Raw genomic sequence first — 21,597 nt, 5'->3', positions numbered from 1 at the left:
AATGAGGCAGATACTAAGAAGGCTACTTTTGGAACGTCCCACATTATCCTGGTAATTTAGAAATGATTCAAAGCTATTTTGGAAATCGAATTGCCGAAATAATCATCCACGAACAACTCGACATAAACCCCAACCTAACTACGTTAAGCCCAAAACTCGACAAAAACGAGGTGTTGGTTCTAAAAACCAATACCAAACGCCTAAAAAAGTCCCCCCTTATGACATCCCCAACTACCGTACCTACCCCGAAGAGTACAAAATGAAACTCTTTAGCCATCAATGCGATCAAATTTTACTACGAACGGGTATTGGGCGGCCAACGTAAGTTGTATTTTATTGACCGATACACCTTACTTTCGCCCAAAACCTTGGATATACTACGACGTTATTTTAAGGAGTACCGCCCTCAAGAGTGGCTCTTTGAAGGGCAAATTGCGGGCGAGAAATATTCTGTGCGTAGCATCCAAAATATCTTTAGGGCGGCAGTAGAAAAAGCTGGTATAAAAAAAGACGTAAGCGTACACACCTTACGGCATAGCTTTGCGAACCACCTACTCGAAAATGGCACCGATTTGCGATACATACAGAGTCTTCTGGGCCACGAAAGCTCTAAAACGACCGAAATTTACACCCATATAACAACCAAAGGTTTTGACCAAATAAAAATTTACTTGGATAAATTGGATATTTAATTAAAAGTTTTTTTATTTGAGAAACAATTGTGATATGCGTGGACTTAACCGCGTCGGCGGCCCGAAAAGTAACACTAAAACCCCTGAGATACAGGCTTTAGAAGGCGGTACAATGGTGGCAAAGTTTGACCGAGTTAGCAGCTACTTATTTGCAGAAAGGAAGTTTGATATACGTAGAAGGAAAGCTCAAAACACGGTCTTACGAGGACAAAACAGGCGAAAAGCGATACGTAACTGAGATTATTGCCGACAGTATCATCATGTTAGACAAACCACAATGACCACGCACAAATCGGAAATAGGCGCCATAACAGCCGACAACAAACGATTATAATCGTTTGAAAACGGTGGAGTGGCGTAAATACAATCGTTGGCCGCAACCTTAGAAGACCACAACAAGTGCAAACACTTCAATTATAAATCACACTAATTAAAACTATCAAAGTGCCTGACTTTATTGAAAAAAATATTGATGTTTTTGAAAGGGTAGTAAAAATATATGAAGATGAGGTTATAGACATTCTTGACCACGAAGCCAAAGAATTAGTCAAACGGCTTAAAAGGGTAATAGACCAACATTCTTCTAACTACAACTTAGAAACTCAGAACGATGTCAACCCAATTAAATATTACTCCTTAAAATATAGGGTTAAAGGATCTTTAAGTCTTAAAGAGAAACTAGTTAGAAAGAATGAAGGATTTAGGATCACAGAAATTGGAGAAATCATTGACCCAAAAGAAGTTCAAGCTAAAAAACCAATTATTCTTTCACAACTCAAGAGAATGCCAGACATTATTGGAGTGAGGGTTGTGACTGAGTTGCGAAATGATTGTAATAAAGTCCTAGCTTTATTAAGAGCGTTTGTAGATGATCTAGCTGCAATCGAAGTCGTGCTTGATAAGATTGATTTAGAAGCTCAACCCCAAAAAATGAAAAATGGGCTTTTTATTTTCAAAATAAAGGGAATCTTTCGAAGTGACTTCGGTTTTGAGTTACAAATTAAAAGCAAAATCGAAGAAGCATGGGGAGATATGGATCATGCAATCTTTTATAAAGACTATTCTGTTACTCCAATAAAAAATGTTACCCAAGTAACAATGAACAATGTTGGAAAACTTCTTGAAGATATAGATGATCTATTACTTGGGTTAAGAAATTCAGCTAGTCAGTACCAAGAGAATTTAGAGCAATTAAATAATTTAAAACTATTAAATGATGAGTTATATCCAGTTTTAGAACAGAAGCTCGGAATAAGCTTTGAGATTGGAAAAGTTGCAAGTTTTTTATACAGTGTGAAAGAAAAGGCTTTGGACGGGATTAATAATCCAAAAACTATTACAAACCTTGATTGTACATTTCTAGAATTTCAAGTCACTAGTGAGAGACTTCAGCAATATGTAAAAATTCGTGGAAAATCATTTGAATTGATGATTATTGAAGCTGCCTATTTTAATTGGTCTATCCAAAATGGAAAGTTTGAATTAACACAGGCCAATTATGATGAAAACCTGAACACATATCTAGATATATTAGCTGCTCACATTTTCAATGTAATTGAAAAAGAGAACTCGGCACAGGCAGCTGAATTAGGTGATGCAACAAATCTTTCTCAAAAGATAACGGAATACAGTAAATATTTAGAAATTCATGATTTATTCCTTTCTGAAAAAACATTGATTCATATCTCAAGGACTGAAGGAACGATTGAAGAGTTTTTCCAAGAAAAACAAGATTTTTACTTTAATGATGGGGTTGATTATTCAGGATTCAAATTAGCTTTTAAGGTTGTATACGCCGTTAAGTCTCTAGGTTATAAAGATGGACAAGCAGTAGACGATTTATTAGAGAAATATAATCAACTGGAAGGAAATATCAATTCCACTTTGGATACAATTGCGTACGATTTTAAAGAATATCAACGAAAGAATGAGAGAAATACAAGAGCAGATCAAAAAAAAGGTGAAACGGTAAAAGAGTCTATTCCTACAATTGGGATTTCTGAAAGTGTAGTTAACAATTTAAAATCCAAACTTAATGTCCAATAATATTACAATACGTATACAACGATACAAGCAAAATGGCCAGGAATATATTTCTGGAGTATTTCTTTTTAAGACAGTTTCGGCTTTGAGTGAAGTACTTGTTTATAAACAAAACGAAGATGGTTATCAAAGGCAACCCAATAGAACACATTATTTGAAAATAAAAAATTACATTCTAAAAAATCTGGAAACTTTCAAATTCCCAACATCAATAATATTAGGTACTGATAAGGAAAAAATCGAAAAGCTGATTAAAAGCGATACATGTGGAGACTACATCGAAATTGATTTGAATTTTAATGAAAAGATCTTTCGCATTGTTGATGGACAACATCGTATCGAAGGAATTAGAGAGGCTGCAAAAGAAAAACCTTCACTAAATGATTTGTTACTTAATGCAGTTATATTATTAAGTCCTTCTGGCCATAAGTCAGTCGAATTAGAGGCATTTATTGACATTAATTCTACAGCCAAAAGAATTAGTACTGATTTGGCTACACTAGCAAGGTTTGATTATGAAATTAAGGAAAATCGAATTAGTGAACCGAATCCTATTAAACATATTGCTACAAAGACAGCATTCTATTTGAAAGAGAATTTTCCTTTGTCGGTGTGGAGCTTCGCAATAAAGTTCGACATTCATTCAGAAATTTCTTTAGGAATTGTTGGTGTTACACTTTTTAGAGAGTCAATTGAGCCTATTGTTAATGTTTACCTAGAAACAAAATTTACTGATAGAAGAAATAAGAATGAGGCTGAGTTGATTAATTATTATGATGAAGTGGCTCAACAAATTGCAGCCGATATTGATGACATATGGAACAATACTGTCAGAAAAAAATGGAGTGAATGCTTTTCAGAATCTATAGCGAAAAATGAAGTCGGTGAACTCAAGACAATATTTTATTCTAATGAGTACTACATTCAAAAAACACTCGGAGTTAAAGTGATTAATGTACTTTATAGTGAAATTTTAAGACAGTCGGGAATAACCGAACAATCAAAAAGAACTTTTAAAGACTTAATTCAAAACAGTAAGGTAATGTCACGAGACTGGAGAAAAGGTGGACCATTTTCTGGGCTCAGTTCTGAATCTGGTTTTTCCAGAATAAGAAAAATGATTAAAAACGAAATTGAGAAACCAAATTATTGACAAGGCAGCGGCCAATAACTAAGCTTTCGTGGTGGCCGAAGGCCAAGCCATGAAGTCGATGGGGGACGCCCAGTCTTGAACGAAACTCGGGCGGGCGGCCAGCCTGGCGGTGAGAGCTCACCAAACCCTTTTCCTTTTATTATGGAGTTATCATCGAAGGTGCCACTACTTTCAAAGCAGGTTTTTGACCTGCTTTTTGCTTTTACGGCTGTTTCGGCACCATTTTTATGGGTTTTTGTTAGTGTTAGAGCATAAATCCCCCTACCCATCCCGTTAACTAACAGGACGGATGCTTTGGGGTTGGCCAACGCCCATGTATGAGGCGTGTCGTATTCTAACGAAGCGTTTGGGCAATATATGCTGAGCAAAACGCCTGATAAACTCCGCATGGCTCAAACACATGGACTTTTTAAGACCATTTTGGCGGTAATCTTTGCAGGAAAAAGTAACACATTCCTCATCCACCTGCTGGATGCGATGGTTGCTAATGGCTACTTTATGTGTGTATCTGCCGCATCGGCGGTCCGACCAAATATTCCACCACTGACTTCGCAGAACCAAATGGTCGCTTGGCATACACAATCCAATTTCTGGCAAACAGCTCCTCTCTAAGGGCTTTGTCTATCTCCAGTTTTTTGCGCAGCTCAGCTACATACTTGGCTCTAAACACCTTGCTCATGGCTTTTACTGCAAACAAAAACTTACCATCTGCCCGCAAGTTGTGCCAATTGCCCTTCACACATACGCCACCGCCTGGAACGATACAGTGTAAATGTGGATGCAGTGATAAGGTGACCCCGTTAAAAAACAAACGGAAGTATTTTACAGAGTGAAATTTGAGCAAATACCGTGTGACGTTCACCACGCATTGAAAATGTCGCTGTGGACTATGCGTTTGAAATTTTCAAAAGCTGAGTTATTGTTAATGCTATCTAATCCCATTTTTACCCGAAATTATATTTTAATGTTTTTTTGTATTTTAATTGATATATCAATTATATTTGCATCAAATAAATAATTCGACATGGAAAAAATAGACGAAATAATTTTTTACACCTTAGAAAAGTCAATTAAGGTCTATCGAAAATATGCTCAAAACCAAATCTTAAAAAATGGCTATGATATTACGATTGATCAATGGTTAGTGTTAAAAACCTTGCAGGAGAATAAAAATCTTTCACAAAATCAGATTGCAGAGCTGGTATTCAAGGACTTTGCATCTATTACCAGAATAATTGAATTATTATCCCAAAAAAAGTATATACAACGCACAATTAACAACAACGACAGAAGAAAGTTTGTCTTGGATATTACGGAAGAGGGAAATAAAATTATTGAAAAAATTTACCCGATTGTGATTGAAAATAGAGCAAAGGCATTAACAGATTTTAATTTAGAAGAAATAAATAATTTAAAGACTCAACTTGATAAAATAATTAACAACTGTAAAAACTAAAAATGATGGAAAAGTCAAGCCTACCTCCTCAAATACCTATGCCCCAAGGCATTCCACTTCGTTTGGAATTTGATTCTATGGAAGATGCACGTGAACACCGCAAGAAAATGCTTATAGCATCGTTCCGGATTTTTGACAAATTTGGCTTTAATGAAGGAGTTGCAGGACACATAACGGCTCGTGATCCCGAGCATACCGACCATTTTTGGGTAAATCCTTTTGGTATAGAGTTCGGGAGTGTTAAATTGTCGGATTTAATATTGGTTAATCATTCGGGGCAAGTAATAGAAGGTAAATATTCGGTTAATAAAGCAGCATTTGCCATACACTCTAATGTACATAAAGCTCGTCCAGATGTTATTGCGGCCGCACATGCCCACTCTGTTTATGGTAAAGCTTTTTCTTGTTTGGGTAAGACCTTAGATCCCATTACTCAAGACGCCTGTGCATTTTTTGAAGACCATGCCATTTATACTGAGTTTGGAGGTGTTGCAGGTGAATTAGATGAAGGTGCAAGGATTGCAAAGGCATTAGGTAAAAATAAAGCAGCCATTCTCCAAAACCATGGACTTATTACAGTTGGGCAAAGCGTAGAAGAAGCTGTCTGGTGGTTTGTAACAATGGAACGCAGTTGTCAAGCTCAAATATTAGCTGAATCAACGAATACACCAACCATAAAAATTGATAGCGAAACAGCTCTTCAAGTGCGTCGAGATACTGGTTATCCGCTTGCTGGAATGTTCAGTTTTCATACACTTCTGCAAAAAATCGAACGACTTATTCCAAATCTGTACGAATAATTATTCATTTAATCCTTATTGACTCAAAATGCTAGGGGTAACACAATTACCTTGAAAGTATATCATTGTTTTCAAATGAAAAATTTATTCAGGCTATTGCTCGTTTGCTCCTTCATTTTGGGACTTATTGCCCTAAGTATATTGATTTTGGGTAATAATAGAGGAGATATTGGTCCTTATATCATTGCCTCTTTGGTTTGTTTTGCCATTGGAGGAATGAATAACTCTAAGCTTAAACAAACCACGTTTATTTCGTGGACATTTGCAGTGGTAGCTTTAGGTATGTTTTATCCACAATATTTTCAAAAAGTTGGAGATTTTAAACTGAACACTTTGGTAGTGCCTTTACTTCAAATTATAATGTTTTCCATGGGAACTGAAATGAGTTTGAAGGATTTTGAAGGGGTAGTAAAAACACCAAAAGCAGTAATAATTGGTTTGGTAAGTCATTTTACAATTATGCCAATGGTAGGTGTAATTATTGCAAAAAGTTTTGGTTTTCCACCCGAAATAGCAGCAGGTTTTATCCTAGTTGGCTGTGTACCTTCGGGGGTTACGTCCAATGTAATGGCTTTTATAGCTAAGGCAAACTTACCATTATCAATTACAATTGCCACAGTTTCTACTTTGATTGCTCCCCTGATGACTCCTCTTTTAATGAAAATATTGGCTGGGCAACTAATAGAAATTGATTTAATGAAAATGGTGCTTCACGTTCTCGAAATTATTATAGTTCCTGTGATATTAGGGCTGGTTGTCAATAAATTAATTCGGAACGGGGTTTCTTGGTTGCAATCAATCATGCCAACTTTATCAATGTTAGGTATGCTGTTGATAGTTCTCTTAATTGTATCATCTGGTCGAGATAATTTACTTAATACAGGCCCTTTACTCTTTTTGGCTTGTATGATTCACCATACTACCGGCTACTTATTTGGTTATTGGAGCGGACGATTGACAGGTCTTGATGAGGCCACATGTCGAACAATTTCATTGGAAGTAGGTACTCAAAACTCGACACTTGCCTCAGTTCTTGCTTTGCAAATGGGTAAAGTTGCTACTGTTGGCTTAGCGGCGGTAATTTCGATTCCTTGGATTACAATTGAAGGAACATCCTTAGCAAATTGGTGGCGAAATAAAGAATAGCCTAATCAGGGACTTTCTCTTTGTAAAATGAGAGAGTCCTATTTTGCTTTTTTATTTTCCAACGGCTTTGTTGCGTGAATATTTTTAAACAATTGAATATCAGGTATTTATAAAAATTTTATCATTTTACAACTAATTGATATTCAATATATTACTCAATTCATGCAACAACGCCGTTCTATTTTACTGCTGTGCTTAATTCGAGCAAACGTTTTTCAAGTTCCCCCACTTCTTCAATACTCGTCCGTTAGCAGTCATTGCATAAAGACACACAAAAAGAGCCTGCGATTTTCAAAGACAAGGCCATAGTTAAAACGGCAAGCTTGAAAATGATAAAACTTCAAACATCAAGTAAAGACAATTTACCGTGGACGGGTAACGGCGAGAACTCTTATGGAAGAAAATGCATCGACAAAAGTTTTGAAGAAAAATAATTATGAATTTGTTGGTGTTGTTATTGACCCAGAAGACGGAGAAGTATGGGAGTGGAAATTTAAAAACTAACCGTAAGACCAATGGCAATAAAAACGGTTTGCAGCACAGGCGGGTGTTGTGCATTTTGGGCAATTTGGTTTTTATTTAAATGGAATTGCTTCTGTAGAAGTTTAGTGCTAACTTCCACCACTGTTGCAAGCTGTAACCATTAACGGCAACCCTAAAAGACAGACACTAAAACAAATTACGACTTGACAAAAAATAGAAAATGGGTAACACGTAGCCTTTGGGCTTTGACAGCAATTTTTGTTTTGATGAACATTGTTGCGATTTTTCATTCATACAAGTTCACTCACTTTGCTGACAGTAAAATTGAAAAAACCAAAGACCCGAAAAAGCTATCAACAGGACAGAAAATTAACACTTTAATTTTGGGTGTTAGTAATCCAAGACCCGAAAACTTAATCACTCCAACTGGCGACTTTGAAACAATCAGGCTCAAAAGCAACAGAGAAATCGAATGTTGGAGTATCAAGGCAAAAAATGCGAAGGGGACAGTGATACTTTTTCACGGTTTTGGTGAAAATAAATCTTCAATGATTGACAAGTCAGACATTTTCCTTGGGCTTGGTTTTAACACTTTTATTGTTGACTTTATGGGTTCAGGTGGTTCAGAAGGCAACCAAACGACCATCGGATTTTTGGAAGCAGAACAAGTTAAAACGTGTTTTGACTACTTGACCGAAAAAGGAGAACAAAACATTTACTTATTTGGAACCTCAATGGGTTCTGTTGCGACAATGAAAGCTGTTAGCAGCTTTGGCATTAAACCAAAAGGAATCATCATTGAATGTCCATTCGGTTCTATGTATAAGACAGTTTGTGCAAGGTTTGAAACGATGAATGCGCCGACATTTCCAATGGCAGGCCTTTTGGTTTTTTGGGGTGGACTACAAAACGGTTTTTGGGCATTTGGACACAACCCGACAGAATACGCCAAGAAAATAAATTGCCCCACTCTTTTACTTTATGGAGCAAAAGACGAAAAAGTAAGCAGAGAAGAAATTGACCAACTATTCAATAATTTAGGCGGACATAAAACATTAAAAATTTATCAAGAAGCAGGACACGAAAACTACTTGACAAAATATAAAAGCGAATGGACGCAAGACATACAAGCGTTTTTGCCATGATATAGTTTAAGCTTACATTGCTCTTAAAATTAACCCTTTTGTCCAAATGCAGCTACCGAAGGTTTTGTTCAACAGGGGTTTGTCGCTATGGCGGGCAGACGGAATAACAATCGGCAGCTTTACTACTTTCGGCTACTATCGGGCTTGACCGAATTCTATTTGGCATTTAGTTGTTAGCTTCAACTTCAGTAATTCTAATCGGCTTCAGTTGCTGGGCGGACACAGCAACAATCCAGCCCTGTGACATGCCTCGAACGTTGGCGGTAAGACAAGACACCCCCACAAAACTCACTTTTTGCCAAATGACAAATAATTCCATTTTCTATTGAGCCAATTTTGCACCATCAATAATGTAAAAAATAAAATAATGGCAAAGACGGTTTTAATAACAGGTGCTTCGGCAGGAATTGGAAAAGCAACAGCAATTTATTTGGCACAAAACGGTTACAACGTTTACGGTGCAGCACGCAGAACAGAGAAAATGCAAGACTTAAAAACACACGGCATAAAACCAATTTCTTTGGACGTTACTAAAGAAGAAAGCCTTGTTGCTTGTGTTGAACAAATTTTGAAAGAAGCAGGAAGTATTGACGTTTTAATCAACAATGCAGGTTCGGGATATTACGGTGCGTTGGAAGATATGCCAATGTCCGACGCAAAATATCAGTTGGAAGTAAACGTTTTTGGTGTCGCACGTTTAATCCAATTGGTATTGCCCACTATGCGAAAAAACAATTACGGAAAAATCGTAAACATTTCGTCGGTTGGCGGTAAAGTAACCTTGCCAATGGGCGTATGGTATCACGCAAGCAAATTTGCTATTGAAGGATTGAGTGATGCACTTCGCAAAGAAGTAAAGTCGTTCGGAATTGACGTAATAGTCATTGAACCGGGCGGCACAAAATCAGAAATGACAGGGCTTGGAACTGAATACATGTCAAGAGTTTCGGGCAATACGGCCTACAGTTCTTTGGCAAAAGGCGTGATCAATATGTATGCAGCAGTAGAAAAAGATGCTGCCGACCCAATTGTCATTGCTAAATTGATCAAACAAGGCATTGAATCAAATCAACCGAAAACAAGGTATGTTGGTGCTTCGGGAGCAAAAATGATGTTATTTTTCAGAAAAATTCTCTCCGATAAACTATTTGACAAACTGATAATGAGCCAAATGAAATAAAACGATGGAAGCATTGATCAATTATTTATTGCAATTCGGAAATTTAAACAAACAGCAAATTGACTTCATCTCAAGTAAGTCAACGGAGTTAGTACTTCGCAAAGAAGATTATTTTTCAGAAGCAGGCAAAATTGCAAAACAAGTTGGGTTCGTTTTAGACGGCATTCTTCGGGTTTGCTATTATAACAACAAAGGCGAAGAAATTACCAAGTATTTTATAGACGAAAACAATTTTGTTGTGGACTTAGACAGTTTTGACAACAAAATTCCCTCTTCAGGATATGTGCAAGCGGTTACGGACTGCAAACTAATTGTGTTTACCAAACAAAATTGGGAAGAAATCGCTAATACCATTGTTGGTTGGGAAAGTATTGTAAACAAAATCGTCAAAAAATCATTAATACAAAAGATAGAGAGAAGAAGTCCCTTGGTTTCGGAGGATGCCTCTACTCGCTACTTGGAGTTTATGGAGAAATACCCACAACTTGTAAATCGTATTCCGCTTTCCTACTTAGCATCCTACTTGGGGGTTACCCAATCTTCGTTGAGCAGAATTAGGAAAAATATCCGTTAATTTTTCCTTCACCTCTTTTTATTTTTCAGCAGACAGCGGGTAGGTTTGAGCATTGGGATTACTGTTTACGTGTGGTGCAAAAAATCGCCGCCTTCGGTAATACCCGAACTGAAAGACCCAAACCCATCCATTATTTCATTTAGGCTACAACATCAGTCGTTTTGACTACATCTGTTTTTTGAAGTCGTTGCAATTTTGCATCAACAAAAAAACAGAAAAACAATGAACAAGAACATCATCATCGTAGGCGCAGGGCCTAATTTAAGTTTGGCTATTGCTGAAAAATTTGCAGAAAATAATTTCTCTATCGGATTGATAAGCAGAAACGAAGAAAAACTAAAAGCTCAAGTTGAAGATTTTAAAGCAAAAGGCGTCATTGCCGAATATGCCGTTGCAGATGCTTATGACACATTGCAGCTAGAAAATGCGCTTATTCAATTGACCGCAAAAATCGGAGGTGTAGAGGTACTGTTGTACAATGTAGCTGCAATGAAATTCAAAAACATCATTGACGAAAATGCCACCGACCTAACCGATGATTTTAACATGTCGGTTGCGAATGCTTTTCATTGTGTGAAAACCTTACATCCACAATTAAAAGCAGCCAATGGCGCCATTTTGTTTACTGGTGGCGGACTTTCTCTTCATCCCAACGTTCAGGTAGGTTCATTATCTATAACAAAAGCCGCGTTGCGAAATCTTGCTTTTCAATTGAACGAAGTGCTCAAAAAAGACAATATTTATGTGGGTACATTGACAGTAAATAATTCCATTCGGCCCGACAGTCCAACACATTCACCAAAAATATTGGCAGCTAAATTTTGGGAAATGTATGTAAACCGAACCGATGTTGAAATTCAGTATTGATAGAAATATTTTAAAAATGAAATCTAAAATACCAACCGAAATAGAAAACGTAATTTTGCAATGGAATAAAACAAGTGCAGAAAACGGCGATTTTGTATCGAGAGCGTTTTTTGTTCAAAATAAAGAGTTTGGGCATATACATGATGACGGAACTTTGGATATTGTCTTTGGGGAAACTATAACTTCTCAATTGCTGCAAAGGAACATCGTGCAAAAACACTTGTATATACATAAAGTTGCAGTTACATACATTGTATCGAGCGAAGACAAAATTCCATTTGCCTTATCTCTGTTGCGTTTTTCATATCTACTCAAAGCAAGTAAAAATGGTGCAATTCCTCATAGCTTATTTGAAACTGAATGGGCTAAACTTCCCAAAAGTTTATCATCAATTACGTTGAAACAGGGATGAAAGAAAGCAAAAAAGTAAAATCAATAAGCGAATATCACCGCCTTCGGGTTTTTGGAGAGCCCTTACACCCATTGATAAGTGTGGTGGATTTGGCAAGCGTACCAGCCGAAAATAACGTAACGAGTGTAGTCATTGACTTTTATTCAATTTGCATTAAACGTAGCACCAATATCAGCCTCAAATACGGACAACAGGAGTATGATTTTGACAGAGGTGTTATGTTTTTTATGTCGCCTGGTCAGGTTTTTAGTCTATCAACAAGTGACAAAGAAGCACCTACTCAATCGGGCTGGTTGTTGCTCATTCATCCCGATTTTTTTTGGAACACCCAGCTTGCCAAGTCAATCAAGCAATACGACTTTTTTGATTACTCGGCAAACGAAGCATTGTGGTTATCTGAAAAAGAAGAAAAAACAATCAACGGAATTATTGAAAATATCCAGCAGGAATACCAAAGCAACATCGACAAGTTTAGCAAACAAATCATCATTACGCACATTGAAAATTTGTTGAGATACAGCGAACGATTCTACAATCGCCAGTTTATTACACGAGAGAAATCCAACCATCAGGTTTTAGAGCGTTTGGAGAAATTGCTTTCGGATTATTTTCACAGCGAAGATTTGATTTCGAAGGGTCTGCCGACAGTACGCTACGTTGCGGAGCAATTAAATGTCTCGTCAAGTTATTTAGGAAGTTTATTAAGAACGCTCACTGGACAAAGCACGCAGCAACACATTCACGAAAAGTTGATTGAAAAGGCGAAAGAGAAATTATCGACAACCGACCTTTCCATCAGCGAAATTGCGTATGAATTAGGCTTTGAGCACTCGCAATCGTTCAATAAACTATTTAAGACAAAGACAAACCTTTCGCCTTTGGAGTTTAGAAAATCATTTAATTGATAGTATATAAAAACAAACTTGACGGGCAATGCACTACGGCTAGCACGGGTTTTGCATCAGGCGGGTTAACGTGCTTTTTAGAAAGATTTGTACTATATTTGAAGTATGGGATTATCAAGAAAGTTTATGCTAAAAATCCCACCTTCACAAAGTTGCGAAACGTTGTGCGTCATTTTAGACGCTAACGTTACAAAACATAAATAAACGAGTCATACAACTGCAATGAAATTAAACCAGTTTTTATTCAGAAAAAGCCATCTTTTGTTTTTGGTATTCTGTGCACTGGTAGTACTCGCTTTTTGGCTAAGTTATTTTAGTGCTCTGCTTAAGCAGGAGAACTTTCGTATGCATATTCATGGCGGTTTGATGATTCTCTGGTGCGGTTTATTGATAATACAGCCTTATCTTATTAAAACTAAAAAAAAGAAGACTCATCAACTGCTGGGGAAATTATCTTATTTCCTTGTTCCGTTGATTGCATTCTCCACTATTGACCTTTTTAAATACAGGATAAACCAACTGTCAACATTAAGCGAGATAGATGTTTTTTTTACGGCCTCGGTACTCATTGCTCTTGCAGTATTTTTACTTTTTTATGGATTGGCTATTTATTTCAGAAAAAATGCGGCGGTACATGCTCGCTTTATACTCTGTACGATATTCCCTCTATTTACTGCGGTTTTCGACAGGATTATCTATAATTATTTCGAGAGCGGACTGCATTTGTTTCCAACAATTGGTAACGAAACAGTAGTGCAACCATTTGGATTGCTGTTGGGAGATGTTTTGCTTTTAGCCCTATCTGTATGGGATTGGTATTCTCACAAACGGTTTGGTGTTTTTCCCCTGGCATTGTTGATTCATCTTGGTTATCATTATTCGGTCATGAACTTTTATAAATTTTCTTTTTGGCAGGAATTCAGTCTATGGTTTTTTAAGATTTAAATAAAAACACAACAATGAACTGACAAGGGGCCAAATGAAATAATAAAAGTATATTAGTGCTACTATTAGCTACATATCCAAACTCCCGAAAGCCTTCGGAATTGAACGAACCTCAGGTTTTATGACGAGGTGTTTTTGCCACAATAAATTTAAGTTTAAATTGGACTTAAATTTAACCCTTTTGTCCAAACATAGCTACCGAAGGTATTGTTCAACACTGAACAAAAACGAAAGTAGTAATATTGAATCATGGAGCATAAACATAAAGAAACGGACAGTCTCTTCCTTAAAACAGGAGAAGGAAGAATTTACAACTGCGGGACGATGACAGCAGTTTTCAAAGCAGACGAAAACGAAACCGCAAACAAATACAGCATTTCAGAGTGGTGGCTTGAACCAAACTCGGACGGACCTGGTGCGCACCAACACGAGGCCAATGATGAAGTATTTTATGGTATTGAAGGTGTTGCATCAATACTCGTAGGCGACAAGTGGATTGACGTAGAGAAAGGAACTTTTTTAAGAATACCCGCCAAAACTGTTCACGACTTTGCTAACAAAACGAATGAGAAATGCGGGCTTCTTAACTTTTTTATTCCTGGTGGTTTTGAAAGAAATATGCCATCTATTGTAAAATGGTTTGAAGACAATAAATAAGGCGTTTGGAATGGCACGAAACTCAGGCGGTTATCCTGGTGGTAAGTGCTTTCGATAGCGATTCATTACTGGTGCATTTCTTAACTTAAGTGAACGAGGTCAGACATTTCCCCAATCTACCTTTGCAGCATCGTTTAACATGAATGAAAACAGAGATGCAAAAGAAGATTTTATGGATTGGACTTACCTTAATGTTGGCAAGCAGTTTGCCGATGAGTGCACAAGATGCAAAAAAAGACAGCACGTATAAAAAATGGTGGGTTGGCAGCACTTTGTGGTTATTGGGTAATTTTGATAAAACAAATAACCCTGAGTATTTCCAATTGAATGTTGGCTATCGAATAACCCCCAAAGATATTATTTCCTTTCGATTCAAACGCTCCATTTATTCCTGGCCAATAGGTATCCCTTTTAGTTCATCGTCATTTGATGCTCCAGGAGAAAACTACCCTGGCCATGCTCGCATATTGGCACCTACCATAGGCTATCAGCGGTTTTGGTGGAAGGGAGCTTATGTGTCTGTTCAAGCATTGAATGCTTTTGAAAAATACATGGATAAGAATGGGAAAAAAATTGGAAATGGCTACACGTTGTATGTGGATTCTTATTTGGGGTACCAGTTTAAGTTTTTTAAAAACCGTTTCTTTTTTGAACCAGCTATCGGAATTAGCTATTGGCCTATAAGAACCAATGTTCCTGCATCTTTTAAGGCAGTAGAACAAAAATGGAATAACTACTTTATTCAACCTGGGTTTGATTTTGGTTTCAATTTTTAATGTTAAAAGAACAAATGAAAGCTGTAATCTGCCCCCAATATGGCCCTCCTGAGGTTTTACAACTTCAGGAGGTTGCCAAACCAATACCTAAAGGCAGCCAAATTCTTGTCAAAATAGTTGCTACTACCGTCAACTCTGGCGATGCTAGGGTAAGAAGCCTTCGTGTAAAGGGATTTATGAAGGTCATCATGCGGCTGGTTTTAGGTATTTCAAAACCTAGACAACCGATTTTAGGTACTACTTTTTCGGGTATTGTTGAAGCGGTTGGAGACAAGGTTTCCAAATTTAAAGTTGGTGATAACGTATTCGGGATGAGGGGGTTTAAATTGGGAACTCATGCCGAATATATAGCCGTTGACCAGCACAGCCATGTGCTTAAAATGCCTAAAAATGCTACCTACGAAGAAGCCGCAGCCATCGTTTTTGGTGGACATACAGCCATTTATTTTCTAGAAAAAGCAAAAATTACCGAAAAGCCAACCAAAAAAATCCTGATTATCGGCGCAACAGGTTCAGTAGGAACGGCAGCCATCCAGATAGCCAAACATTATCAGGCTGATATAACTGCTGTTTGCAGTTCCAGAGGGCAAAAACTTGTTGGCGAACTAGGCGTTACAAACATCATTTTATACGACAAAGAAGATTTTACCAATCGAGACGAAAAGTTTGATGTAATTTTTGATGCCGTTGGGGTATTCAATCGAAAAAAATGTGCGGCACTCTTAAACGAAAACGGAATTTATAAGAGTGTAAATGAATATGCTTCCGACACAATACAACAATTAGAGCTGTTAAAAGAGCTATTTGAAAAAGGAGCTTTTAAGGCGACAATTGACAAGACTTTTCAAATGGCTGAAATAATAGAAGCACATAGGTATGTTGACGAAGGACGAAAAAAGGGGAATGTCGTACTCAAAATAAGTGACTGAATAGCGCTACTCTAAAAGCAGGTTTTGACCTGCTTTTTTGCTTTTGTAGTTGTTTTGATATAGCTTTCTCACTTCGATGGGGCGAACATCCAAATTGCAACCATTATTCTAGCCTTTTTTACCAAACTAGGCTTAAAGCCTTGGAATAGCAAGCGGAATTAGTATTTTTGGTTTATTAGGGCTTGTGGTACCTCTTGACGAAGCTTTTCATTTTTAAGTAATTATGCAAAATAGACTTTCCAAGTTTTAGGCATAAACACTTAATAATCATTGGCATTGTAAACTTGGAAAGTCTAAAATTTAAAAATGATGATATTAAACTCATTTCGAAGTATGAATCATAAACTCTTAATAGGCTTTCTTTTGTGTCTAACCTACTCCACCTATGCACAAATGAAACCTATCCCCAATATTCCCGCAGTCAGTCCAGCGGATGCGGGCTTTAATAAAGATTCCATCAATGCTCTTACCGATACAATTTCTAAATTTAAGCAACGAGATTTTCGAGGTCTGGTTGTGATTAAAGACAATAAAATTGTCTTGGAAAACTACTACAATACATTTTGGCGTAACCATATACATGATATTCGGTCTGCTGGGAAGAGCATTACCGCATTACTTTTAGGAGTAGCTATCAAAGACGGATTGGTAAAAAATTTAGAACAAGACGTTTATTCTTTTTTTTCTAAGGAAAAGCACCCCTCTATTCACGAAGATTATAAAAAGGTTAAACTCATTCATCTCCTGAATATGGCTTCTGGTTTAGATGCCGATTCTGACAATTCTAAAACAATGGGGAGCGAAGGGAAATGGATAGCAAAGGACGAATGGTTAAGCTACTTGTTAAGCGTTCCACTATCGGGCGAGCCTGGAAGAAAATGGGTCTATGCAGACATCAACGCCGTTTTGATTGGAGCTATCATAGAAGAAAAGTCGGGCATGAGCTTAAAAGACTATGCGAAGCAAAAAGTTTTTGACCCTTTGGAAATTAAAGAGTTTTACTGGTACACCAATGCGGCGAATCAAACGGGGGCTGCTGGAAACCTCTATATATCCACGCTGGACTTTGCAAAATTGGGTTTATTGGTTGCGAATAAAGGGAAATGGGGGAATAAACAGTTAGCCGATTATAATTATATGAATAGGTTATTGAACGAAAACTCCCCTGCAATAGGCAACTACAATCCATTGGCTGACGGGTATGGTATGCTTTGGTACAAAACTAAAAGGAAGTTTGGCAACAGAGAAATAAGCTATCTATGGGCATCAGGAAACGGTGGTAATCATTTGGTGGTTGTTCCCGAAGAAAATATGGTGATTGCTCTGACCTCTGGTGCATACGGAAACTGGTATCCTCATACAAGGGCATATTTTATTCTTGGTAAAATATTTCAAGCGTTGAAGGAAAAATAAGAAAAACCAGCCAATAACAGCTCTTCGATAACAAAAATATCTCGCTCGCGCTATCAGAAAATAACCAACTAAAATCCAGCAAACAATCATAAATAAAATGAACGAAATCGAAATATACATGCAGCAGTTTCCCGACAATGTGCAGGAAATCTTGAGAAACATTAGAACGTTGATAAAGGACAATGCCCCCGAAGCAGAGGAATCGTTTGCGTACGGAATGCCTGCTTACAAGACACACAAAAAACCATTGGTTTATTTTGCAGCATTTAAAAACCACATCGGATTTTATGCAACGCCATCGGGACATGACGAATTTCAAGCCGAGCTTTCAACGTATAAGCAAGGAAAAGGTTCGGTGCAATTTCCGCTTGACCAACCTATGCCCTACCAACTCATGGAAAGGATTGTAAAATTCAGAGTAAGCGAAAACAACGCCCGAAGCACTTCAAAAATGTAGTCCGACACTTACCATGATTTGCCCATGAAACATCAAGATATTCAATCCGTTAAGGAAATCAAGAACAACTACCACCCTATTTATAACGTCAATCAGAAGCATAAAGAAAAGCTTTCTACCCTCGACAAGGCTGCTTTGTGGATTACTGACCATGTCGGGAGTATGGGATTTTTTCTCATAATCTTCTGCTGGACAGCCCTGTGGCTTGGCTGGAACACCCTCGCTCCCACCACCTTACGGTTTGACCCGTACCCAGCTTTTGTTTTGTGGTTGTTTATCTCCAACATGGTTCAGATTTTTCTTATGCCCCTTATTATGGTTGGGCAAAACTTGCAGTCGAAGCATTCTGAACTTAGGGCTGAGCAAGATTTTTCCATCAATAAGAAAGCAGAAAGTGAAATTGAGGCGATTCTGAAACATTTGGAAAATCAGAATGACCTTATTCTTCAGATATTAAACAGGCTGGAGGCTTTTGAAACAAAAAAATGAAGAAACACTTGGTTTTAATGTGCCTTCTTCTTTCGGTAGGCTTCATTTGTACGGGTGCCCATCTTTATCCTGGCGGATCCCTACACGACAAAAACTCCGTGGGATTCGACTGGACTCAAAATTTCATTAGCAATTTATTTCAACCCAACGCCCTCAATGGCACCGAAAACCCGTCGAGAGTCTGGGCGACCATTGGCATGGCTTTTAATTCCTTGGGCTTTGGTCTATTTTTTATCAATATGGCCAAAAAGATGTCTAACAAACACGCCTCATTAGTCTTAACGATTGTTGGCTTCAGCGATATTCTCTTCAACTTCCTCATTGCGACTCCGTTGCACGACGTTATGGTAACCCTCTCCAGCACATCTTCTTTGCTTGGGCTGTTTTACATAACAGTTTTTACCCTAAAAACGAAGCTACATTTCTTTAAATTTGGCTGCATTCTTTGTATGGGCATCTTTTATTACTCCTTGTTTCTATACGGCTTTGGCGATTGGGGTTTATTGGCGATTATGCAGAAAGTAACCTTAATCTACTCCATGCTACTCGTGCTCGGATTTGAGTATTTTACTAATAAAGAGGACTTTAGAACAAATTAGGCGATTATTTAGTACGTTGTTTATTAAGTTTCTTTATAATTTACCCGCAGATTTACGCTGATTCTAAAACCGCAGATAACCGCAGATTTTGGGTGATTAATTCGGCTAATGAGCTTATCTGCGCCAATCCGCGTTGAATTTTAATCTGCGTTTATCTGCGGGATAAAAAATATCATATTACTTTTCAAACAAGGTATTTAGCCGTGAAATCTATTGATAATTGTTTACACAAAAAGCATTTTGGAAATCCACTTCCATGACCGAGTTAAAAACATTCTTCCAGCGACTCACTCCTGTATCGCCTGAGAGTTGGGAGCGATTTGCGGCGTTGTTTACCCCCAAAACATTGCAAAAAGGAGCGTATTTCATTGATGATGGGCAGGTGGCCAAAGAAATCGGTTTTTTGGAAAAAGGTATCCTTCGGGCGTTTTACCGAAATGCCGAAGCTGTCGAGTATAACAAACACTTTTTTGTAAATCCTTGCTTCGTGGGTGGCTACGCATCGCTCATCACGGGCCGCCCCAACCAAATTATCCAACAAGCCCTTACCGACTGTACCCTTCAGGTGGCGTCGTTTAGAGACATTCAGCACCTCTACCCTACGTGCCCCGACATCGAACGCGGAGCAAGGGTATTGGCCGAGCAATTTTTTGTGCAAAAAGAACAACGGGAAATCGAAATCGTACTGCTGGACGCCGACAAGCGTTACCAACTATTCAAGAAGGAGTTTCCGCAGTTGGAGCAGCAAATTACCCAATACCACATCGCTTCTTACTTGGGAATTACCCCCACGCAGCTCAGTCGAATACGGCGAAAAATGGCGGGCAAGTAGCATTTATCAACCTATGTAAATGAAAAAGGATGAGGTATTCCGCAGTTTTGTGGTGTCATCTTACTAATCACTTTACATAAAATACACAATGAATACCTCTGGAAACACCATCTTAATCACGGGCGGTTCTTCGGGAATTGGGCTTGCTTTAGCCACCCGTTTTCTGACCCTCAACAACAAAGTCATTATCACTGGCCGCAACCAAGAAAAATTGGAAGAAATACAAGCCACGTACCCCGACATCGACATTTTTGTGGGCGACCTCACCGACAAGCGTTCCTTGGACGATTTGGTATTGTTTATCGAGCAGCAGCACCCCGACCTGAACGTTTTGGTCAACAATGCCGCCGTTCAGTACAATTACCATTTTATAGATGAACCTAATCTTACGTACAAAATCGACTACGAAGTATCGGCCAACCTCACTGCCCCCCTCCAATTGACTGGTTTATTGCTTCCATTGCTACTCAAAAACCCAAACAGCGCCGTTATCAATGTAAGTAGTGGATTATTCATTTCTCCCAAAAAATCGGCCTCGGTATATTGTGCTACGAAAGCCGCCCTTCACAGTTTTAGCAAAACTCTACGGTATCAGTTGGAAGAAACGAGCATCAAGGTTTTCGAAATCATTCCTGCTTTGATAGACACGCCCATGACCGCAGGGCGCGGAAAATCAAAAATCACGGCCGAGGAATTAACCGATGAATTTTTGCGTAATTTCAAGGCCGATAAATTCGAGAGTTACATCGGCAAGACCAAATGGCTACGGCGCATCCACCGATTTTTGCCAAAGCTTGCCGATAACATCATGAAAAACGGACTATAAACCACAGCACCAATGAAAAGCCTATTAAAGCCATTGTTATCCTTACTCTTTGCCTGCTCATTTTTCTACGCCAGCGCCCAAAAAAAACCTCGCTTCAAAGCCAAAGTAGTTTATAAATCTTTTACCCAAGAAAACAAGTATGTTGTTCCCCAAAATAGCTTCCGCGATTCGCTAGTTTTAAAAGTGGGCAACGAAACCATTGTCGCCCAATCGTTCGGAGAAGGCCATACCAGAGACACCATTGGCCTCTTCAAAACCGAGATGTTTGGCGAGCAACTTTTTAAGAAAAACTAACATACACAGATCATTCTCTAAAGTTTATTTTTCAGTCATCCATGAAAAGAAGTAAAGACTCCTCCGAACATTATACTTGGGGACAAAACTGCGACGGTTGGCATTTGTTAAAAACCAACTCACTGAGTATCATTCAAGAACGAATGCCACCCCATACGTCCGAAGCCTTGCATTACCATCAAAAAGCGCAGCAATTTTTCTTTATTTTGGAAGGACAAGCCACATTTGAAATCGAAAACGAAGTTTTTGTAGTAAACACCAACGAAGGTTGTCATGTAGAAGCCAACAAAAAGCACAAAATCAAAAACGAAGGCGCTACTGACCTTCACTTCTTAGTCATCTCCGAACCCAAAGCCCACGGCGATAGAATTGATTTAAACCCCCAAAACTAGCAAATGGAATTTTCACCTTTCAACACTATTGTGAAACGCTGCCTTCAAGGAATGGAAATGGAGGCCAAGGGCAATCCCGAAGAAGCCAATCACCTATTTCGACAAGGCTGGGAGGAAGCTACCAATGAGTTT

The 21,597-nt window shown here is 38.2% G+C and carries 25 protein-coding genes and 2 pseudogenes; 25 read left to right on the top strand and 2 right to left on the bottom strand.

Features of this window, described 5'->3' with window-relative positions; genetic code table 11:
- Window positions 1-368: 368 nt before the first annotated feature.
- From AC23N5_RS09120 to AC23N5_RS09105, 4 genes are all read left to right on the top strand, one after another.
- Window positions 369-692, top strand: a complete 324-nt coding sequence (locus tag AC23N5_RS09120; protein ID WP_487755314.1) for a tyrosine-type recombinase/integrase — start codon at window positions 369-371, stop codon at window positions 690-692.
- A 125-nt stretch (window positions 693-817) separates the two neighbouring features.
- Window positions 818-973 carry a single-stranded DNA-binding protein gene (locus AC23N5_RS09115; protein ID WP_487755313.1) on the top strand — a complete coding sequence of 52 codons (156 nt, stop codon included), beginning with the start codon at window positions 818-820 and terminating at the stop codon, window positions 971-973.
- A gap of 163 nt (window positions 974-1,136) precedes the next feature.
- Window positions 1,137-2,738 carry a hypothetical protein gene (locus AC23N5_RS09110; RefSeq protein WP_487755312.1) on the top strand — a complete coding sequence of 534 codons (1,602 nt, stop codon included), beginning with the start codon at window positions 1,137-1,139 and terminating at the stop codon, window positions 2,736-2,738.
- Window positions 2,728-3,888, top strand: coding sequence for a DGQHR domain-containing protein (locus tag AC23N5_RS09105; RefSeq protein ID WP_487755311.1), 1,161 nt, complete (start codon window positions 2,728-2,730; stop codon window positions 3,886-3,888). The genes AC23N5_RS09110 and AC23N5_RS09105 overlap by 11 nt, the downstream gene beginning before the upstream one ends.
- A 312-nt stretch (window positions 3,889-4,200) precedes the next feature.
- Here AC23N5_RS09105 and AC23N5_RS09100 read toward each other — a convergent pair.
- Window positions 4,201-4,687 (bottom strand): annotated as a pseudogene (locus tag AC23N5_RS09100) (IS91 family transposase); the annotation flags it as partial.
- A gap of 225 nt (window positions 4,688-4,912) precedes the next feature.
- On the opposite strand from AC23N5_RS09100, the gene AC23N5_RS09095 reads away from it, so the two are divergent.
- The 4 genes from AC23N5_RS09095 (at window position 4,913) to AC23N5_RS09080 (ending at window position 8,918) form a co-directional block, all read left to right on the top strand.
- Complete coding sequence (locus tag AC23N5_RS09095; protein ID WP_183973592.1) at window positions 4,913-5,344, top strand: MarR family winged helix-turn-helix transcriptional regulator; 432 nt, start codon at window positions 4,913-4,915, stop codon at window positions 5,342-5,344.
- A gap of 5 nt (window positions 5,345-5,349) precedes the next feature.
- Window positions 5,350-6,144, top strand: coding sequence for a class II aldolase/adducin family protein (locus AC23N5_RS09090; RefSeq protein WP_487755310.1), 795 nt, complete (start codon window positions 5,350-5,352; stop codon window positions 6,142-6,144).
- Window positions 6,145-6,219: 75 nt separating this feature from the next.
- Complete coding sequence (locus tag AC23N5_RS09085; RefSeq protein WP_183973590.1) at window positions 6,220-7,290, top strand: bile acid:sodium symporter family protein; 1,071 nt, start codon at window positions 6,220-6,222, stop codon at window positions 7,288-7,290.
- Between the two features lie 686 nt (window positions 7,291-7,976).
- A complete protein-coding gene (locus AC23N5_RS09080; RefSeq protein WP_487755309.1) occupies window positions 7,977-8,918 on the top strand; it encodes an alpha/beta hydrolase in 942 nt (313 codons plus the stop codon).
- A 166-nt stretch (window positions 8,919-9,084) separates the two neighbouring features.
- Here AC23N5_RS09080 and AC23N5_RS09075 read toward each other — a convergent pair whose 3' ends face one another.
- On the bottom strand, window positions 9,085-9,237 hold the full coding sequence (locus AC23N5_RS09075) for a hypothetical protein (RefSeq protein WP_487755308.1): 153 nt from the start codon (window positions 9,235-9,237) through the stop codon (window positions 9,085-9,087).
- A 48-nt stretch (window positions 9,238-9,285) separates the two neighbouring features.
- Here AC23N5_RS09075 and AC23N5_RS09070 point away from each other — a divergent pair, with 48 nt between their 5' ends.
- The 17 genes and pseudogenes from AC23N5_RS09070 (at window position 9,286) to AC23N5_RS08990 (ending at window position 21,465) form a co-directional block, all read left to right on the top strand.
- Window positions 9,286-10,098: an oxidoreductase gene (locus AC23N5_RS09070; RefSeq protein WP_487755307.1), complete on the top strand. Its 813-nt coding sequence runs from the start codon at window positions 9,286-9,288 to the stop codon at window positions 10,096-10,098.
- Between the two features lie 4 nt (window positions 10,099-10,102).
- Window positions 10,103-10,672, top strand: a complete 570-nt coding sequence (locus AC23N5_RS09065) for a Crp/Fnr family transcriptional regulator (protein ID WP_487755306.1) — start codon at window positions 10,103-10,105, stop codon at window positions 10,670-10,672.
- Between the two features lie 222 nt (window positions 10,673-10,894).
- On the top strand, window positions 10,895-11,539 hold the full coding sequence (locus AC23N5_RS09060; RefSeq protein WP_487755305.1) for an SDR family NAD(P)-dependent oxidoreductase: 645 nt from the start codon (window positions 10,895-10,897) through the stop codon (window positions 11,537-11,539).
- A 16-nt stretch (window positions 11,540-11,555) separates the two neighbouring features.
- A complete protein-coding gene (locus AC23N5_RS09055; protein ID WP_183973580.1) occupies window positions 11,556-11,951 on the top strand; it encodes a luciferase domain-containing protein in 396 nt (131 codons plus the stop codon).
- Window positions 11,948-12,856, top strand: coding sequence for a helix-turn-helix domain-containing protein (locus AC23N5_RS09050; RefSeq protein ID WP_183973578.1), 909 nt, complete (start codon window positions 11,948-11,950; stop codon window positions 12,854-12,856). Before AC23N5_RS09055 ends, AC23N5_RS09050 begins: the two co-directional genes overlap by 4 nt.
- Window positions 12,857-13,078: 222 nt before the next feature.
- Window positions 13,079-13,801 carry a hypothetical protein gene (locus AC23N5_RS09045; RefSeq protein WP_487755304.1) on the top strand — a complete coding sequence of 241 codons (723 nt, stop codon included), beginning with the start codon at window positions 13,079-13,081 and terminating at the stop codon, window positions 13,799-13,801.
- Window positions 13,802-14,050: 249 nt separating this feature from the next.
- Window positions 14,051-14,458, top strand: a complete 408-nt coding sequence (locus AC23N5_RS09040; protein ID WP_487755303.1) for a cupin domain-containing protein — start codon at window positions 14,051-14,053, stop codon at window positions 14,456-14,458.
- 155 nt (window positions 14,459-14,613) lie between these two features.
- Entirely contained in the window at window positions 14,614-15,234 is a 621-nt protein-coding gene (locus AC23N5_RS09035) for a hypothetical protein (protein ID WP_183974125.1), read from the top strand.
- 14 nt (window positions 15,235-15,248) lie between these two features.
- Window positions 15,249-16,163 carry an NAD(P)-dependent alcohol dehydrogenase gene (locus AC23N5_RS09030; protein WP_487755302.1) on the top strand — a complete coding sequence of 305 codons (915 nt, stop codon included), beginning with the start codon at window positions 15,249-15,251 and terminating at the stop codon, window positions 16,161-16,163.
- A gap of 333 nt (window positions 16,164-16,496) precedes the next feature.
- Window positions 16,497-17,576, top strand: a complete 1,080-nt coding sequence (locus tag AC23N5_RS09025) for a serine hydrolase domain-containing protein (protein WP_487755301.1) — start codon at window positions 16,497-16,499, stop codon at window positions 17,574-17,576.
- 97 nt (window positions 17,577-17,673) lie between these two features.
- On the top strand, window positions 17,674-18,033 hold the full coding sequence (locus tag AC23N5_RS09020; protein ID WP_487755300.1) for an iron chaperone: 360 nt from the start codon (window positions 17,674-17,676) through the stop codon (window positions 18,031-18,033).
- A 24-nt stretch (window positions 18,034-18,057) separates the two neighbouring features.
- Complete coding sequence (locus tag AC23N5_RS09015) at window positions 18,058-18,522, top strand: DUF1003 domain-containing protein (RefSeq protein ID WP_487755299.1); 465 nt, start codon at window positions 18,058-18,060, stop codon at window positions 18,520-18,522.
- Window positions 18,519-19,121, top strand: a complete 603-nt coding sequence (locus tag AC23N5_RS09010; RefSeq protein WP_487755298.1) for a hypothetical protein — start codon at window positions 18,519-18,521, stop codon at window positions 19,119-19,121. The genes AC23N5_RS09015 and AC23N5_RS09010 overlap by 4 nt, the downstream gene beginning before the upstream one ends.
- Window positions 19,122-19,377: 256 nt before the next feature.
- Complete coding sequence (locus AC23N5_RS09005; RefSeq protein WP_487755297.1) at window positions 19,378-19,953, top strand: Crp/Fnr family transcriptional regulator; 576 nt, start codon at window positions 19,378-19,380, stop codon at window positions 19,951-19,953.
- A gap of 88 nt (window positions 19,954-20,041) precedes the next feature.
- Window positions 20,042-20,779 (top strand): SDR family oxidoreductase, encoded by a 738-nt coding sequence (locus tag AC23N5_RS09000; RefSeq protein WP_487755296.1) that lies wholly within the window; start codon window positions 20,042-20,044, stop codon window positions 20,777-20,779.
- A gap of 129 nt (window positions 20,780-20,908) precedes the next feature.
- A pseudogene (locus AC23N5_RS08995) lies at window positions 20,909-21,067 on the top strand (subclass B1 metallo-beta-lactamase); the annotation flags it as partial.
- Between the two features lie 47 nt (window positions 21,068-21,114).
- Complete coding sequence (locus tag AC23N5_RS08990; RefSeq protein ID WP_183973554.1) at window positions 21,115-21,465, top strand: cupin domain-containing protein; 351 nt, start codon at window positions 21,115-21,117, stop codon at window positions 21,463-21,465.
- The last annotated feature ends 132 nt before the right edge of the window (window positions 21,466-21,597 follow it).

Source organism: Runella sp. R5_40 (assembly GCF_057652295.1).
This window is presented reverse-complemented; position numbering and strand designations above follow the sequence as displayed.

Bases quoted from the DNA above. Each gene is read 5' to 3' on its own strand.
- AC23N5_RS09020 (WP_487755300.1), top strand. From the start codon at position 17,674: ATGAACGAAATCGAAATATACATGCAGCAGTTTCCCGACAATGTGCAG.
- AC23N5_RS09025 (WP_487755301.1), top strand. From the start codon at position 16,497: ATGAATCATAAACTCTTAATAGGCTTTCTTTTGTGTCTAACCTACTCC.
- AC23N5_RS09065 (WP_487755306.1), top strand. From the start codon at position 10,103: ATGGAAGCATTGATCAATTATTTATTGCAATTCGGAAATTTAAACAAA.
- AC23N5_RS09010 (WP_487755298.1), top strand. From the start codon at position 18,519: ATGAAGAAACACTTGGTTTTAATGTGCCTTCTTCTTTCGGTAGGCTTC.
- AC23N5_RS09085 (WP_183973590.1), top strand. From the start codon at position 6,220: ATGAAAAATTTATTCAGGCTATTGCTCGTTTGCTCCTTCATTTTGGGA.
- AC23N5_RS09050 (WP_183973578.1), top strand. From the start codon at position 11,948: ATGAAAGAAAGCAAAAAAGTAAAATCAATAAGCGAATATCACCGCCTT.
- AC23N5_RS09015 (WP_487755299.1), top strand. From the start codon at position 18,058: ATGAAACATCAAGATATTCAATCCGTTAAGGAAATCAAGAACAACTAC.
- AC23N5_RS09095 (WP_183973592.1), top strand. From the start codon at position 4,913: ATGGAAAAAATAGACGAAATAATTTTTTACACCTTAGAAAAGTCAATT.
- AC23N5_RS08990 (WP_183973554.1), top strand. From the start codon at position 21,115: ATGAAAAGAAGTAAAGACTCCTCCGAACATTATACTTGGGGACAAAAC.
- AC23N5_RS09070 (WP_487755307.1), top strand. From the start codon at position 9,286: ATGGCAAAGACGGTTTTAATAACAGGTGCTTCGGCAGGAATTGGAAAA.
- AC23N5_RS09035 (WP_183974125.1), top strand. From the start codon at position 14,614: ATGCAAAAGAAGATTTTATGGATTGGACTTACCTTAATGTTGGCAAGC.
- AC23N5_RS09030 (WP_487755302.1), top strand. From the start codon at position 15,249: ATGAAAGCTGTAATCTGCCCCCAATATGGCCCTCCTGAGGTTTTACAA.
- AC23N5_RS09105 (WP_487755311.1), top strand. From the start codon at position 2,728: ATGTCCAATAATATTACAATACGTATACAACGATACAAGCAAAATGGC.
- AC23N5_RS09040 (WP_487755303.1), top strand. From the start codon at position 14,051: ATGGAGCATAAACATAAAGAAACGGACAGTCTCTTCCTTAAAACAGGA.
- AC23N5_RS09005 (WP_487755297.1), top strand. From the start codon at position 19,378: ATGACCGAGTTAAAAACATTCTTCCAGCGACTCACTCCTGTATCGCCT.
- AC23N5_RS09055 (WP_183973580.1), top strand. From the start codon at position 11,556: ATGAAATCTAAAATACCAACCGAAATAGAAAACGTAATTTTGCAATGG.
- AC23N5_RS09045 (WP_487755304.1), top strand. From the start codon at position 13,079: ATGAAATTAAACCAGTTTTTATTCAGAAAAAGCCATCTTTTGTTTTTG.
- AC23N5_RS09075 (WP_487755308.1), bottom strand. From the start codon at position 9,237: ATGGAATTATTTGTCATTTGGCAAAAAGTGAGTTTTGTGGGGGTGTCT.
- AC23N5_RS09090 (WP_487755310.1), top strand. From the start codon at position 5,350: ATGGAAAAGTCAAGCCTACCTCCTCAAATACCTATGCCCCAAGGCATT.
- AC23N5_RS09000 (WP_487755296.1), top strand. From the start codon at position 20,042: ATGAATACCTCTGGAAACACCATCTTAATCACGGGCGGTTCTTCGGGA.
- AC23N5_RS09060 (WP_487755305.1), top strand. From the start codon at position 10,895: ATGAACAAGAACATCATCATCGTAGGCGCAGGGCCTAATTTAAGTTTG.